Consider the following 14,961-nt stretch of genomic DNA (forward strand, 5'->3'; position numbering starts at 1 on the left):
GTTTTTAGTTAACTATCTTATACTCCAAAATTCTCCCACAGTTTTTTAAAGTAAAAAGATACATATAAGCACAGCAATAAAAGTGTCATACTAATCAATTGTAAAATTATCTAAAAACGCTGTCAATTTAGTTGCAAAATTAATTTTACTTGAGCAGATTATAGTAAAATATGTATTATTGATAATTAAAGAGGTTTGAGAAATGAAAATTGTAAACTTAGATAGCTATGCGTTAAATCCTGGTGATCTTGACTGGTCGCCTCTCAAAGAATTGGGTGACTGCACCTTTTATGATCGAACTCCAGTAAATGACGATAATGAAATTTTAAAGCGAATTGGTGATGCCGAAATCGTTTTGACCAATAAAACTCCCCTTGACGAGCATGTGATTTCTACTGCTCCTAATCTCAAATATATTGGTGTAACTGCAACAGGCTACAATGTAATTGACACTGAAGCTGCAACAAAAGCTAACATCCCTGTAACCAATATTCCTACATACGGCACTGATGCAGTTGCTCAATTTACTTTTGCCCTACTACTTGAAATTACCAGCCACGTGGGACTACACAATCAACTTGTGCATGATGGCCGCTGGAGTAGCAATCCTGACTTCACATTTTGGGCTAAACCATTAATGGAATTGCAGGGTAAGACCCTTGGCTTAATTGGATTTGGTAGTATTGCAAAAAAAGTAGCCGAAATTGGTCATGCTTTTTCTATGAACATCATCTTTTATAATCACCGTCCTAAAACAGATTTACCTAATTATGTAAAACAAGTCAGCCTGGAAGAGCTATACCAACAATCTGACATTATTAGCCTACACGTTCCGCAAACTCCAGAAACCACAGAAATGATAAATCAAAAAGCGATTAGTCAAATGAAAGACGGCGTTATCTTGATTAATACAGCACGTGGCGGATTAATCAGTGAAAAAGATGTTGCAGATGCGTTAAATGATAGCAAGATTGCTGCTGCCGGAGTTGATGTCGTCCAAAAAGAACCAATTCCAACTGACAGTCCACTTCTTTCTGCTAAAAACTGCTACATTACCCCTCATATTGCATGGGCACCTCGCGAGACCCGCAATCGTCTTTTAGGAATCGTCGTTGATAATCTTCAGGCCTTTTTAAATGGCGAAAAACTAAATGTAGTAAACTAGACGCCATAACAAAAACCAGTATTCTAATCAGAATACTGGTTTTTTATTGATGAAAAATCAATTCCGTGCTTGACCTTGACGTTACGTCAACCAATATACTTGATTTTGCAAGTGAGGAGATTTTTAACCATGTCATATTCTATCAATGAACTAGCAAAACTAGCTGACATTTCAACTCGAACTTTACGGTACTACGATAAACAGGGACTTTTAAAAGCGCGCAGAGACCCCGTAAATAATTATCGCTACTACGAAGAAACTGAAGTTGATCAACTTCAAAAAATACTGTTCTTAAAGCTATTTGACCTGCCACTAGAGCAAATTAAAAAAGTTATGCAAACTTCACCAGAAACTCAATATCAAGTTTTACGAAGTCAGCGTAGCAAATTAGTTGCAGAGCAACAATATCTGGATGATTTGATTAAGAATTTGGACAAGACACTTGCAACAATGAAAGGAGAAACACAAATGACAGACACTGAAAAATTTGCCACACTAAAAAAAGAGGTAATTAAGAATAACGAAAAGCAATACGGTACAGAAATTAGAGAAAAGTATGGCGACGCCCAAATAGATCGCAGCAATCAAAAGTTCAATTCTCTATCAGAAAATGAATTTTCACATTTTAAAGAATTATCTGCTGAAATTTTAACTGAACTAAAAAATTTGGCTAGTACTACTGATATCAAGCAACCTGCTGCTAAACATCTGTTTGATTTACACAAAGAATATTTACTAACATTATGGCCAAAAGACCAATATTCTGCAGAGGCACACAAGAATCTCGCCAAGATGTACATATGTGACGAACATTTTAGTAAATACTATGAAGAAGGCACTGGCAATCCTGAAGCTGCGAAAACGCTGAAAGCAATCATTGATTACTATGCATAATTCATCAAGTTAAGAACAAGAAAAAACAAGGGTAATGAAGGCTTCAAGCTTACATTACCCTTATTTTCTATTATCAGTCAGGATTCTAAATTCTTAAAACCGTTTCTGCTCCATAGCCACAATGGATTTTGCAGGTCTGTTGGGACAAATTCAGTTCCCTGCAGTTCTTTCGCCCAGGCATCAATAACATAAGTTTGTACTTTTGAGCTTTCCATTTGTTCTTTAGTAATCAAACCAAATTTGTAACTAGCTCTGATTATATGACGATCAGCAGCGATGTATATATCGTTAGTGTTTTTCAAAGGAATTGCAGTGTAATTGCTAAGAACATACAGCCAATAATTACACAGCTTGGTTCCAGACAGATAAGGAAATTTTTTCTTAGCCTCTTTTTGCATAAAGTATCTGATTTTATTCACATCATCATCTAAATTTCTGGCAAAATTGATAATATTACCATCAGATAAATCAGTGAATGTCTGACACAGTTTAAGCCAGATATTGGTTTGCTTATTCCTTTGCAGTACAAGTCTATACTTGGTTAGGGCTTTCTGCACTTCTTCATAGTCAGCATTTATAACCTTATTAGGTGAAAAGACAAAATTCGTTTCAGAATCTTCATATGTTTTTAGGGCACTTTCCCACAGAGTATAAGAATTTCTTTGAGAATTTAAAGCCATTGGCAAAGTGAAATAAAGTACATTCTCATTCGAACTAGAATCAAGGCCTGGATTAGTATCCTCTGGCAGACTAGTATCACCAAGTTCACCATTCTGATACTTTTGATAAATTAGTCTTGCTTTTTCAAGAATTACATCAGACATATATTGTTAACCTCATTTCTTTACAACCAGTTAATATTTGCTAACTTTTCAAAGCTTTTAGATACTTATCCAAATATTTTTCTTCATCCACAGGATAGTACGGTGTAATTAAAACGTGGATGCTCTAATGGAATGATGTTCTTGAATAACTTCAATTCTTTATTTATTGCTTTAGTATTCCCATTGATAAGTACCTGATTTTACAATAATTCCGGTATTTTGAGTTTGGGCTTTGGTGTATTTCCTTAAAAAGCCAGCAGAATCTGGAAGATACACTATAGCTGTACAACCCTCAGGAATAGTAAATTCATATTTACCATTCAATAATTTTATTGTAAACAAGCCATTTTCACTCAAATATTTCATTTGGAAGTCATCAACAATACCTTTTATCTGAGGCTTAATTTCTACTTCCTTAAATCCGGGCTTAATCTCATTTAAACCAATAACTTTTCTGATAAACCAGTCAAGGACACAGCCCATTGCATAGTGATTGAACGAAAATGTTCCTGTTTTGCCATCTGGCTGAATTCCTGCCCATGATTCCCAAATAGTTGTTGCACCATGATCAACTTCATATAACCAAGACGGACATTTGTTTTGGAGAAAGACCTTTCTGGCCAAATCAGTTTCTCCATTATTAACTAATACATCCAGCAAGTAAGGAACAGATACGAACCCAGTATCTAAGCAATCATGATTATTATGAATTAATTCCACTAATCTACTTAGCAGTTTTTTTCTCGTATTAGTATCACTAATCATATCAAATGCTAAGGCCAGAACGTAACATCCCTGATAGTCACTGGTTAATCTTCCCTCTTTGACAAATTTTTCAACAAATGCTTGCTTAACTTTATTGGCATAGGCAGTATATTCGTCACCATTTTCACCTAAAACATTACTTATTTTAGCAAGAAGATCCGCAGAATGAGCCAGAAAAGCGGTAGCAACCACATCTTTAGTTGCTGTAGCAGTTTTCATTGGATTAGGATCTCCAATCATCATACTTGGGAGCATCCAGTCACCATAATGAAATGTAGTGTCCCAAATGTAGCGATTAATGCCACTCTTATCGCCGGCAGCACTTTTGACGCTATAATTATGCCACTTCTTCATGGCAGCATAATTTTCGGTCAAAATCTCTTTATGACCATATCTTTGATATAAAGCCCACGGTACCATTATAATTGCATCGCCCCAACCAGCTGAACTTAGGCTGCCTTTAAAATCCAACGTGCTTTGATAAAAACTAGCTGGAGCTGGTGAGTAATCAATAATTTCCCCGTCTTTTTGCTGATCAATCCGAACGTTTTTTAGCCAGCGACGGATCAAATTTTCCGTGTTGTAGTAAAAAGTAGAAGCTGGTGCAAAGACTTGCATATCTCCAGTCCAACCAGCACGTTCACGCTGCGGGCAGTCAGTTGGAATAGACAACATGTTTCCCTGCTGACTCCATTTAATATTTTGTAGTAAACGATTTATTTGCTGGTTAGAAGTACTTATTTCACCAGTTCTCTTCATGTTACTAAAAATAACTATGGCATTTAAATCTTGAATATCTGCTTGCTCAAGGCCAGTAATCCTAATATATCTGAAGCCATGATATGTAAAATCAGGCTCAAAAGTTGACAATTTACCATTTCCAATCACATGATCTTCTTGATCCTTATTACGACCAATAATATTTTTAAAGAAACGACCATCTTGATCTAAGGTTTCAGAATGCTCAATCTTAATGTCAACATCCTTTTTAAAAGTTGCTGTTATCCGAATCCGTCCCGTTATGACTTGACCGAAATCAACTACTAGCTTGTTTTCTTCTTGCCAAATCTTTTTTACTTTTAAAGTTTGCATTCGTTTTACCATCGGACCAAATTGTGGGGATAGGCGCTCATAATCTGCATCAATCACTTCTGCCCCCTTAGCAAAAGGAGTATCAGTAGCTAGCCAATTTTTAATGCGCAGATCTTGCTTTTCACCGATAACGACATCTGTATAGCGCCACTTTCCGGTACCAACAGTAAAAGACGAATCAGTACCAATTTTTAAATAGCTGTGATCTTTATATTCAACGGTTAGGTCTGCCAATAAAGCTAATCGATCACCAAACTGACAACTTTCTCCAGAAATAGCTATTCTACCTGCATACCACCCATCTGCTACAACTACTGTCAACACGTTTTGCCCACTGACTAATAAATCTTTTGTGTCATATGTTTGATATAGTAAATATTCTTGGTATTGCGTATAATCGGGAGTAAAAATGGCATCACCAACTTTTCGACCATTTAAATATACTTGATACAAACCCTGTGCAGTAATCTCTAGTTTTGCAGAATTAATAGCTTTTTCTATATTAAAAATTTTCTTAAAAACTATTGGCGCATGTAGTCTTTCATCAACAGGCAGTGGAATCGGTGCTTCTTTACCACTAAACATTTTAGCCAAAGAAAACTCTGGCTCTTTACTAACCTCAGCAAAATCTGAACTTATCCATTTTCCTAACCATTTATTTTCACTGTTCTTAATCATTTCTACTAGCCCTCTTTTACAGAATTAGACATAACTTCTTTACCTAGATTTGACAGTATACAAATAATACCAATTATAAAGCAACATACACACCCAAAAGTAAAAGAACTTTAATGTGAAGCAAATTTAATAATACAGGGTTATAAACCACCCTATGGAATTCATATTTATGTGAAAGGACAGCGACGATACCAATTAAAATAAGGTTATTTGCAATTCTTCCCAGTAAGAAAGTAACTCCCAAAGTAATGTACCCACCGACAATTATTTTGTCTTTAAATATTTTGTTCAGATACTTTTCCAGGAAAGGTGATTGAAAGCAGTCCTCCTACCAAAGCTGATAGATTTCAATTTTATCTTGCGTAGATAATTTAGCCATAAAAATAGCCCCCAAATTCGGGGACCATTTCAAAACTTGCTTTTTATTTCTGCCACTATAAGAATTTATTATTTTATATGATTGCGGATTTTATTTTTACTACCAATATCTAACAAGACACTGCAAAGTACTCTAAATGGACCCTTTAGTTATTTGAATTCTAAGTCTATTTCAAAAGCACTTCTAGTTTTCAAAATTAGTGTCGTTACTTTCTTCCGCACGACGCAATTTTTCTTGTCGAACAGCTTCGCGGCGTGAGTATTTTTCACTATTAAGAACTGTAGCAGCACCAGTAAGATAATCTATGTCTAGCAGCGGAGAGTCATTATCTAAAATTACTTGAGTTACTTTACCCTTCATTTTTAGTCCACTTATAGGCAACTTAATCTTAGTTTGTCGATTTGCCGGAGTAACGCCAACAAAGCTTAATAGCACCTTACGGGCAACTAATTCATCTTGATAATATAAAGGAATTACAGCATAGTCGAGTTTACTTTGGGGATGCTCATTAATCCACTTGCGTAAAAGATTTTCATAATAGAGCATGGCCTTTGAATTAGTATCATCCATACCAGTAGTAGACCCTTGATTCAAGTAAGCCGTTTCTGTAATTAAGTTACGTTTTTCATCATTTAAACCTGAAAATTGGTAACCAACTAAATGCCCTCTGTTAAAAGCCCAGGCAGTATATGGTTTGCCATTCTTAGTAGTTTCAATTTTATAATTATGCCAACCGCTTGGATTAACAGTTAGCCTTGGCGCACGGGGTTCCGTAGGCAATTCTGAGCGTTTTACTTGAATATGACTACCTTGAGCACGACCTAAATTATCTAAGTCCAACAAACTTAGTTTTCTTTCCTCTTGATATGACCACGGCTTTATAAATGCCGCTTGTGTTTTGTTAGGTGATATCTTTAATCGTTTTGGTTTGCTGGCCTTGGTCACCTGTTCGGATTCAGCCGCAACAATTTTTATAGTTGCATCATTTGCTGTTTGATATCCTGCTATTAATCCAATCGCAGCTAAGAATGTTGCCAAAAGTTTTCTGTATTTCATTATTCCCACTTCTCCTTTTAAACTCTGCACACTTTACTTTTTATAGTACGCCTTTCATAGTATATATAATTTATGATTATATTGTATTAAAAAATAATTATGGATAGCTAGCCAAGGTACCAAGCGATTAATACGGTTGATTTATAAATTTAGTGCATCATAAATAATCTCTACATTAATAATACGTACACAGTAGCCTATCCTGTTACTTGGTAACCACAATATATCACAAAATAATCTCAGTGCAATACTATATGTAGTGTTGAAAGCATGATATTTAACACTACAAGCCTTGACTATGTTAATATTAGCTGCTAAATTTTTATATCAAAAAAATTGGCATACTGTTTGTAAACGTGTGCCATTTTTGTCCACGAATTCTAAATAAAAAGTCTCAACTACTAACATAAAACGCTAGTAATCAAGACTCATCAAATTTAACTATATAATAATATGCTGATTGCCAGAATCGAACTGGCGACCTTTTCTTTACGAGGGAAACGCTCTACCAACTGAGCTAAATCAGCGCTTTTTACAACGTATAAATTATACCAGAACAAGAAAAGCCGTGCAATTGAATGCACGACTTTTCTTATTTAGAGTGGACTACGCAAGCTGCTGGTAACTTTTCCACAAAAATCAAGTTCTAGTTTAACTTCCAGTCTAAGCACAATTCTTGCTTGTGTAAAAGTTCGGGTAACTCATCACGGTCAATTGCCTTTGTATTTACCTTTTCTCCCGTAATTTGTTTGGTAAATGAATCAATTCTCTTATTTGTATCACGCAAATCATAATAAGTTGTGACAACTTGATCGTAGTCTTTCAAATTATCCACAGCAAAATCACGCGGATAATCATTTTCAAAAGTAGTAAATTCTAGTGGCAAACGTGGTTTTAATTGTGGATCTTGGTCAGGTACACCCACTTGCATCCCTAACGCCGGAAAAGTCAATTTAGGCAAGTCTAATACATCTAGCATCGCCAATGGATGATCATTAATTGTCCCAAGTGGCACGTAACCTAAGCCCATGCTTTCCACAGCATTAGCCACATTTTGCCAGGCAAGCAGTGTATCATCCAACCCCTGGAAGAAGATGTCAGTAGTGTGTAGGCGGCCATCATCCTTACCTAACTGCTGCCGAATTTGTTGATTTCGGTATAAATCAACTACAAAAATAAAGAGATCTCCTTGTGCACCAACATATTTTTGCCCGCACAATTCTCTAATTTTTGCTCGTTTAGTTTCATCAGTAATATGTAAAAGAGTTGCATTTTGCATAAATAAACTTGTCGCAGTATGTTGAAAAACTGTGTATAAAGTCGCTAACTGCTCCTCAGTTAATTGTTGATCTTTAAATTTACGAATCGATCGATGATTGACTTGTTGATCAATTGTTGCATTATGAATCATTTGACTACTTCTTTCCATACTATTTTGACTAACTTTTTACTTTGCTATATAAAACATTATAGCAGAAATATTTCAGCAACCTCTCTTGCACTATGCTAGAATTTAACTGTCTATAAAAATATTAATGGAGGAAATTATGCGTGTATTAGTTATTGGCGGGGCCGGCTACATTGGTTCAATTGCCGTCAAGCATTTAGTTGAACAAGGCTATGAAGTTGTTGTCCTTGACGCACTCTACACAGGCCATCGAAAAGCTGTTAATCCCAAGGCAAAGCTTTATCAAGGTGATATCGAAGATAAATTCTTAGTCAGTCAGATTTTACGCGAAGAAAAAATTGATGCAGTGATGCACTTTGCTGCCTACTCACTTGTACCTGAATCTGTTAAAAAGCCACTTAAATACTACGATAATAATGTTTCCGGTATGATTGCCCTTTTGGAAGCTATGAAAGATGCACAAGTTAAGTATCTTGTCTTTTCATCAAGTGCTGCAACTTATGGCATTCCCAAGAAGTTACCAATTACAGAAGATTCACCTCTAAATCCAATCAATCCTTATGGTGATACCAAAGCAATGATGGAAAAAATCATGCACTGGGCAGATAAATCTGAGGGTATTAGGTCTGTTGCTCTTCGCTACTTTAACGTTGCAGGAGCTTCAACAGACGGTAATTACGGTGAAGATCACGGACCTGAGACGCACTTAATCCCTAATATTCTACGTAGTGCTATTACTGGAGACGGAAAATTTACTATTTTTGGTGATGATTACGATACTAAGGATGGTACTAACGTGCGCGATTACGTTGAAATAAACGACTTAATCGATGCTCATATCTTAGCGCTTCAATATTTAATGAAAACTGGTCATTCAGATGTTTTCAATTTGGGAACCGCGCATGGCTATTCAAATCTTGAAATTTTACAAGCAGCTCGTAGTGTTACCGGAATAGATATTCCTTATACAATCGGACCACGACGAGCCGGAGATCCCGACAGTTTAATCGCTAATTCTGACAAGGCAAGATCCGTCTTAAACTGGCAACCGCAACATGAAAGTGCAGAAGAGGCCATTGAAAGTGCTTGGCAGTGGCACCAAAAACATCCCAATGGCTACGAAGACAAGTAATAAAACGGCTTATAGTATATAGCTACTATAAGCTGTTTTTGTTTATTAAGGTATACAACTCCATATCTCGAAACTCACCATGATATTTTACTTCATCTGGTAATAATGCTATATGGGCAAAATTAAGTCTTTCCGCTATTGCGCAACTAGCCCTGTTTTCATGGTCAGCCAATAGGCTAAGTCGATGCAATCCTAATTGATTAAAGGATACTTCAACCAGCTTTTTAACTGCTTGAGTCATAATTCCTTTCTTCTGATACGCTTGCCCCAACCAATAGCCTATTTCCGCACTTTGATTTTTCAATTTAATATTATGGAGGTCAAACATTCCAGCCGCATCGCCGTTAACTAAAACTACTAAAGCAAGTTTCTTATACTCTGCGGTTTCCCTACGCATTTGCTTAATAAAATCTATTTCATCTTCAACTACGTTAATTTTATCAGCCCATGGTAAAAAGCGTGCCAGTTCTACCCGATCGTGAACAATAATTTCATATAGCGCTTGTGCATGCCTTATTTCAGGTAAAACTAACTCTATTTTTTGGCCAGCAAACAAAAACTTAGCAATTGCAAACATTTCCATAACACTCCTTTTACCTATCTATTTTATTCCATGATACTACTGTTTTCATCTTTTTTTAATACTAATAATTCAAGGTAGTTAAACTAGTGCTATAATCGATTATTGTAGTATAAAAATACATATCTAGAATTTGGAGTGATTAGATGGATGACGAAAACGAAAATAATAGTTCTGGTTATGAACGAACCTTAACCAATGCCCATATTCAGTTAATTGCACTAGGCGGTACAATTGGCACGGGGTTATTTTTGGGTGTCGGCAACAGTATTAGAATGGCCAGTCCAAGCGTCATTTTAATTTACATGATTGTCGGTATTTTTTTATTTTTATTGATGCGGGCTCTAGGTGAATTAATTGTCTCTGACCTATCTAAGCACACCTACATTGATTTTATTCAAAAATATTTAGGTAAAAATATCGGTTTTATTTCCGGTTACCTGTATTGGATTAGTTGGGTCACGCTAGGAATGGCTGAAATGACAGCTTTAGGAATCTATTTTCAATATTGGTTCCCACATTTGGCAACCTGGATTCCAGGTCTGGTTACAATTGCTATCCTGCTTTTTATTAACTTACTTTCTGCTCGCCTATTTGGAAATCTAGAGTTTAGTTTTGCAATCATCAAAATTGTTACTGTGATTGCTTTTGTAATTTTGGTAGCTTATTTGGCCGTTACTGGTGGAAAAACCAGTTTTGGACCAGTAACTTTCGCGAATTTAACTAATAATGGTGGCTTCTTTGCTAAAGGAAGTTCCGGCTTTTTTGCTGGATTTCAAATGGTAATTTTTAGTTTCGTTGGTGTTGAATTAGTTGGCCTGACGGCAGCCGAAGCACAAAATCCTAAAGTCACAATTAAGAAAGCAATTAATGAAGTTCCACTACGAATTATTTTGTTTTATGTTTTAGCAATTGTTGCAATTCTAATTGTTATTCCTTGGAATAAGGTTTCAACTAGTTCCAGTCCTTTTGTACAGACTCTTGCAGCAACTGGAATTCGTAACGCAGGCTCAATCATTAATTTCGTTGTGATTTCTGCGGCCGTTTCATCAACCAATAGTATTTTGTATAGTGCGGGACGATTACTTTTTTCTGTTACCTTTAATGGAAAAGGCAAGTGGAACAAGACCTTTGGTCATTTAAGAAGACAATTACCTCAAAACGGTTTGATTTTATCCGCCTGTCTAATGGCTCTTGCACCCTTTGTCATTATCTTAATTGGCAACCAGGCTTTTAATTTCATTTTTTCTACTTCTACCAGCATGTTTATTATCATCTGGTGCTTAATGCTCTTAACTCATATTGCGTATCGCAAACAGACTCAAGAGGCCAAATTAGGTGATTTTAAAATGCCAGGATTTCCCTATTTGGATTATTTAACCTTACTGTTTTTTATCATGATGATTATTTTATTACTCATCTTGCCAAATAATCGTGTATCAATGATTGCGGCAATTTTGATCTTTATTCTCTTATCCACTGTAGCCAAAATATGGCAAAAAGAAAAAGCGTGCTGAAACAGCAGTAACTTCATTACATGATAAAATTCATGATTATTTAGGGATTGAGGATAAAATTAACTCATTTACTAAAAACCAATAGAAAAAGTTCCTAAGTAGATATCTACTTAGGAACTTTTTTAATTACGTGTAAATCTTCGCTTTAAATTTTGCCATAGACTCAATGCCTGTCGCATATGATCAGCCGGAACATAGTTACGGATTGCCCGTAATGTCTTTTTATTATTTTTAGTAGTAAAAATAAATGTTCCACTAGCGCGAGTTCTAACTTCAAATCGCGGAATATACTTTCCTTTAAAATGAACGTCGGCCACTACATAAGTAACTTCATTCCACGGTATTTGGACATAGTCAGAAAGATTGCGATCATTATAAAATTCAATTGCTTTATTTCCAACCATGATGTTGCCATATGAAGCAACTGCCCGAAACCACGTAGCGTCAGTCGTCAAATCTACTTTGGTATTCTGTGATTCAACCATTTTTTAAATTATGTGTAAAACGTGTAGTAGAACACCAACAACAAAGATAGCGATAATAATAACGATTGGTGAAACTTTCTTCTTCAATAGCCACATACATAAGAAAGTTAACAGCAAACCTGCCAAACCAGGAATCAAGGTATCCAAGTTGTTTTGTAAAGTGGTTACCTTGAATTTAGTAAGCGACAATCCGTTACTTTGATCGATCAATGCCTGTTGAATTCCCTTTGCACCAGCAGGAATCGAATTCCAGTCAATGTACGCGCCCTTTTGAAGCGGTGTTTTTGAAACTACTGGTGTGAATTGAATGTTTACCCAACGCTCAATTAGCGAACCAAGGACAAACATACCCATCATTGAAGCGCCACGAGTAACCTTTTGTAAAAGACCACCAGATACATCATTAGTAATTGCAGAACCTGCTTTGTAACCAAATTCTTGTGTGTACCACATAAAGGCAATTCTGATGACATTCCAAAGTACAAAGAACAAAATAGGTCCTAAAAGGTTGCCTTGGATAGCCATTGATGCTCCCAAAGCGCCAAGGATTGGACGAACTGTATACCAAAATACTGGGTCACCGACACCAGCCAAAGGTCCCATCATTCCGACCTTAACACCTTGAATAGCTTCGTCCTGAACTTCAGCACCGTTTGCTTTGTCTTCTTCCAAAGCAAGCGTAACACCTAAAATTGGTGAAACTAGGTAAGGGTGAACGTTGAAGAAAACTAAGTGACGTTCAAGTGCTGCAGACATATCATCCTTGTTTGGATATAGCCTTCTTAATGCAGGAATTAATGAATATGCAAAACCACCGTTCTGCATTCTTTCATAGTTCCATGATGCTTGTAAAAATTGTGAGTGCCACATCACGTTGAAGCGGTCGGCTTTACTTAATTTGATTTTTTGATCAGCCATAATAAAATCCTCCTCTTAAATATCACTTTAATAGTCGTCAATGATATCGCCGAGTGGATCGCCGGTACCTTCATTATCTGAACTCTTGTTGCCATTACCACCCTTAGATTCAAGAGCTAAGTACATTACGGCAAGAGCCAAACCAATTGCACCTAATGCAATTAAAGTTAGGTCCTTGATAGCAGCTAAAGCAAAACCAATTGCAAAGAATGGCCAAACTTCACGGCTAGCCATCATGTTAATAACCATTGCATAACCAACAGCTACGACCATAGCACCACCGAGTGACATACCATCACTTAACCAAGCTGGCATTAAACCTAACCAATATCTAACAGTAGATGCTGGAATAGCTAGCAATAAAGCAGCTGGAATAGCAATTCTTAATCCTTGCAAGCAAACAGCAACCCATTGCCACATATTAATTTTGCGCCAATTTCCCTTTTTAGCATCAGCGTCCATGATATGCGCAATACCAGTTGAAATAGTACGTACAATCATAGTTAAAAATAGTCCGGCAACAGCTAAAGGCATAGCAATACCTGTAGCCATACCAATTCCTTTGGTGCCCTGACCACTTTGAACCAAAATGATAGCTGAAGCTACTGAGGCTAATGCGGCATCAGGTGCAACTGCGGCACCAATATTAGCCCAACCTAGGGCAATCATTTGTAAATAACCACCCAAGATAATTCCTAAATCTAGATGTCCAGTAACTAATCCAATTAGTGTACAAGCAACTAGTGGTTGGTGAAATTCCCATTGATCCAAGATACCTTCCATACCTGCAAGAAAGGCAACTAGAACAACTAAGATCATTTGTATAGCGTTCATTTTTTTTGCTCCTACTCTTTTATTTCTTTTGTTCATCCAACAAGCTTTGCGCCTTATTCAAAATTGCGTCCATATTACCGCCTTTATCAGTTGGTACTTTCCGTACGTCGAACTCAACTCCCATTTTTTCAAGTTCGCGGAAAGTATCAACGTCGTCTTGATTCATTGACAAAACATTATTAGCGTTAATATCACCAACTTTATAAGACATTGAACCCACATTGATAGTCTTAAGATCAATACCAGCTTTAATAACCGTTAGAACATCCTCAGGATTTTCAAACAGCAATAATGCATGAGTATTACCAAAGCGAGGATCATTTGCAATTTCAATCATTTTCTTAATTGGAACAGTATGAGCCTTAACACCAGAAGGTGCAGCTTCACGAATCATGCTCTTACGCATCTCATCCTTAGCAACGCTGTCTGAAACAACAATAACGCGATCTGGATGCATTGCTGGTATCCAACCAGTAGCAACTTGACCGTGCAATAAACGTGAATCAATTCTAGCTAGAACGTACTTGATGTGTCCATCACCAACTACTGTTCCTTCAGGAATAGATTTTGCAGGTTTAGCTACACCTGCACCGCCTTGAACTGAAGCTTCAGTTTTTGGCATTAAATCTGTTGGTTTAGTTTTAATGCCATCCTTAGCAGGTTCAATAATAGCAGTGGCAATTTCTTTTGCAGTATGATCAGGATTGGTCATTCTCTGCGTTAATGCTTCAACAACCATTGGTAAATTCATACCAGAAACGACTGCCCAGTTTTCATGATCTTCTAGTAAACCGTTTGCTTGATTAAACGGTGTCCCACCCCAAAGATCAACAATTAACAACACTTCATTCGAATCATCAAATGAGGCAATTGCATCTTCCATTTTACTCCTAATATCATTTGGTCCTTCATCAGGCGACAAAATGACATGAGCAAAATTGTCTTGTTCTCCGAATAGCATTTGCGCAGACTGTGCAATCCCATCGGCAAAACCGCCATGGCTGGCTAACACAATTCCTACCATGAGCTTTTCCTCCTTCTTTTAGATAAAGTGTATCCATTTACATTGTACACCTAAAAAAGAGCTATGAACCGCATACTTACCACATTCTAATCTTATAATATTATTTATTTAATAAAACTATAGCGCAACAAAAAAGAGGATCGATAAAGATCCTCTTTTCTTGTACTTTGCTCCGGCTGTCAGACTCGAACTGACGACATCTTGATTAAC

13 protein-coding genes and 1 tRNA gene are annotated in these 14,961 nt (G+C 36.6%); 4 read left to right on the forward strand and 10 right to left on the reverse strand.

Features of this window, described 5'->3' with window-relative positions; translation table 11 throughout:
• The first annotated feature begins 202 nt into the window (after positions 1-202).
• Both H3R21_RS07280 and H3R21_RS07285 read left to right on the forward strand, forming a co-directional pair.
• Positions 203-1,165: a D-2-hydroxyacid dehydrogenase gene (locus tag H3R21_RS07280; protein ID WP_198184116.1), complete on the forward strand. Its 963-nt coding sequence runs from the start codon at positions 203-205 to the stop codon at positions 1,163-1,165.
• A gap of 129 nt (positions 1,166-1,294) precedes the next feature.
• Positions 1,295-2,059: a MerR family transcriptional regulator gene (locus tag H3R21_RS07285; RefSeq protein ID WP_198184118.1), complete on the forward strand. Its 765-nt coding sequence runs from the start codon at positions 1,295-1,297 to the stop codon at positions 2,057-2,059.
• Between the two features lie 77 nt (positions 2,060-2,136).
• On the opposite strand, the gene H3R21_RS07290 is transcribed toward H3R21_RS07285, so the two are convergent.
• The 5 genes from H3R21_RS07290 to H3R21_RS07310 form a co-directional block, all read right to left on the reverse strand.
• Complete coding sequence (locus tag H3R21_RS07290) at positions 2,137-2,883, reverse strand: hypothetical protein (RefSeq protein ID WP_198184120.1); 747 nt, start codon at positions 2,881-2,883, stop codon at positions 2,137-2,139.
• Between the two features lie 171 nt (positions 2,884-3,054).
• Positions 3,055-5,418: an alpha-L-rhamnosidase gene (locus tag H3R21_RS07295; RefSeq protein WP_232352363.1), complete on the reverse strand. Its 2,364-nt coding sequence runs from the start codon at positions 5,416-5,418 to the stop codon at positions 3,055-3,057.
• A gap of 562 nt (positions 5,419-5,980) precedes the next feature.
• The gene (locus H3R21_RS07300; protein WP_198184122.1) at positions 5,981-6,853 is read right to left on the reverse strand and encodes a DNA/RNA non-specific endonuclease; all 873 of its coding nucleotides are present in this window, start codon (positions 6,851-6,853) and stop codon (positions 5,981-5,983) included.
• A 454-nt stretch (positions 6,854-7,307) separates the two neighbouring features.
• Positions 7,308-7,380 (reverse strand) — tRNA-Thr (locus H3R21_RS07305).
• 119 nt (positions 7,381-7,499) lie between these two features.
• Positions 7,500-8,264 (reverse strand): NADPH-dependent oxidoreductase, encoded by a 765-nt coding sequence (locus H3R21_RS07310; RefSeq protein ID WP_198184124.1) that lies wholly within the window; start codon positions 8,262-8,264, stop codon positions 7,500-7,502.
• A 136-nt stretch (positions 8,265-8,400) separates the two neighbouring features.
• On the opposite strand from H3R21_RS07310, the gene galE reads away from it, so the two are divergent.
• A complete protein-coding gene (gene galE / locus H3R21_RS07315) occupies positions 8,401-9,393 on the forward strand; it encodes a UDP-glucose 4-epimerase GalE (protein ID WP_198184126.1) in 993 nt (330 codons plus the stop codon).
• Positions 9,394-9,418: 25 nt separating this feature from the next.
• On the opposite strand, the gene H3R21_RS07320 is transcribed toward galE, so the two are convergent.
• Positions 9,419-9,970: a GNAT family N-acetyltransferase gene (locus tag H3R21_RS07320; protein ID WP_198184128.1), complete on the reverse strand. Its 552-nt coding sequence runs from the start codon at positions 9,968-9,970 to the stop codon at positions 9,419-9,421.
• A 149-nt stretch (positions 9,971-10,119) separates the two neighbouring features.
• Between H3R21_RS07320 and H3R21_RS07325 the strand changes: the two genes are divergently transcribed.
• Complete coding sequence (locus H3R21_RS07325) at positions 10,120-11,490, forward strand: amino acid permease (RefSeq protein ID WP_198184130.1); 1,371 nt, start codon at positions 10,120-10,122, stop codon at positions 11,488-11,490.
• 122 nt (positions 11,491-11,612) lie between these two features.
• Here H3R21_RS07325 and H3R21_RS07330 read toward each other — a convergent pair whose 3' ends face one another.
• The 4 genes from H3R21_RS07330 to H3R21_RS07345 are packed head-to-tail and all read right to left on the reverse strand — an operon-like array spanning position 11,613 to position 14,751.
• On the reverse strand, positions 11,613-11,975 hold the full coding sequence (locus H3R21_RS07330) for a DUF956 family protein (protein WP_198184132.1): 363 nt from the start codon (positions 11,973-11,975) through the stop codon (positions 11,613-11,615).
• Positions 11,976-11,978: 3 nt separating this feature from the next.
• Complete coding sequence (locus H3R21_RS07335; RefSeq protein ID WP_198184133.1) at positions 11,979-12,893, reverse strand: PTS system mannose/fructose/sorbose family transporter subunit IID; 915 nt, start codon at positions 12,891-12,893, stop codon at positions 11,979-11,981.
• A 27-nt stretch (positions 12,894-12,920) separates the two neighbouring features.
• Positions 12,921-13,727, reverse strand: coding sequence for a PTS mannose/fructose/sorbose transporter subunit IIC (locus tag H3R21_RS07340; protein WP_046306072.1), 807 nt, complete (start codon positions 13,725-13,727; stop codon positions 12,921-12,923).
• A 19-nt stretch (positions 13,728-13,746) separates the two neighbouring features.
• Positions 13,747-14,751: a mannose/fructose/sorbose PTS transporter subunit IIA gene (locus tag H3R21_RS07345; RefSeq protein WP_046306070.1), complete on the reverse strand. Its 1,005-nt coding sequence runs from the start codon at positions 14,749-14,751 to the stop codon at positions 13,747-13,749.
• Positions 14,752-14,961 lie beyond the last annotated feature (210 nt).

The sequence above is a fragment of the Lactobacillus sp. W8172 genome (assembly GCF_016102055.1).
Taxonomy (GTDB): Bacteria; Bacillota; Bacilli; order Lactobacillales; family Lactobacillaceae; genus Lactobacillus; species Lactobacillus apis_A.

Excerpts from the sequence above, each read along its gene's own strand:
- H3R21_RS07310 (WP_198184124.1), bottom strand. The coding sequence starts at position 8,264 with ATGATTCATAATGCAACAATTGATCAACAAGTCAATCATCGATCGATT.
- H3R21_RS07320 (WP_198184128.1), bottom strand. The coding sequence starts at position 9,970 with ATGTTTGCAATTGCTAAGTTTTTGTTTGCTGGCCAAAAAATAGAGTTA.
- H3R21_RS07285 (WP_198184118.1), top strand. The coding sequence starts at position 1,295 with ATGTCATATTCTATCAATGAACTAGCAAAACTAGCTGACATTTCAACT.
- H3R21_RS07325 (WP_198184130.1), top strand. The coding sequence starts at position 10,120 with ATGGATGACGAAAACGAAAATAATAGTTCTGGTTATGAACGAACCTTA.
- H3R21_RS07345 (WP_046306070.1), bottom strand. The coding sequence starts at position 14,751 with ATGGTAGGAATTGTGTTAGCCAGCCATGGCGGTTTTGCCGATGGGATT.
- H3R21_RS07280 (WP_198184116.1), top strand. The coding sequence starts at position 203 with ATGAAAATTGTAAACTTAGATAGCTATGCGTTAAATCCTGGTGATCTT.
- H3R21_RS07335 (WP_198184133.1), bottom strand. The coding sequence starts at position 12,893 with ATGGCTGATCAAAAAATCAAATTAAGTAAAGCCGACCGCTTCAACGTG.
- H3R21_RS07300 (WP_198184122.1), bottom strand. The coding sequence starts at position 6,853 with ATGAAATACAGAAAACTTTTGGCAACATTCTTAGCTGCGATTGGATTA.
- H3R21_RS07295 (WP_232352363.1), bottom strand. The coding sequence starts at position 5,418 with ATGATTAAGAACAGTGAAAATAAATGGTTAGGAAAATGGATAAGTTCA.
- H3R21_RS07340 (WP_046306072.1), bottom strand. The coding sequence starts at position 13,727 with ATGAACGCTATACAAATGATCTTAGTTGTTCTAGTTGCCTTTCTTGCA.
- H3R21_RS07290 (WP_198184120.1), bottom strand. The coding sequence starts at position 2,883 with ATGTCTGATGTAATTCTTGAAAAAGCAAGACTAATTTATCAAAAGTAT.
- galE (WP_198184126.1), top strand. The coding sequence starts at position 8,401 with ATGCGTGTATTAGTTATTGGCGGGGCCGGCTACATTGGTTCAATTGCC.
- H3R21_RS07330 (WP_198184132.1), bottom strand. The coding sequence starts at position 11,975 with ATGGTTGAATCACAGAATACCAAAGTAGATTTGACGACTGACGCTACG.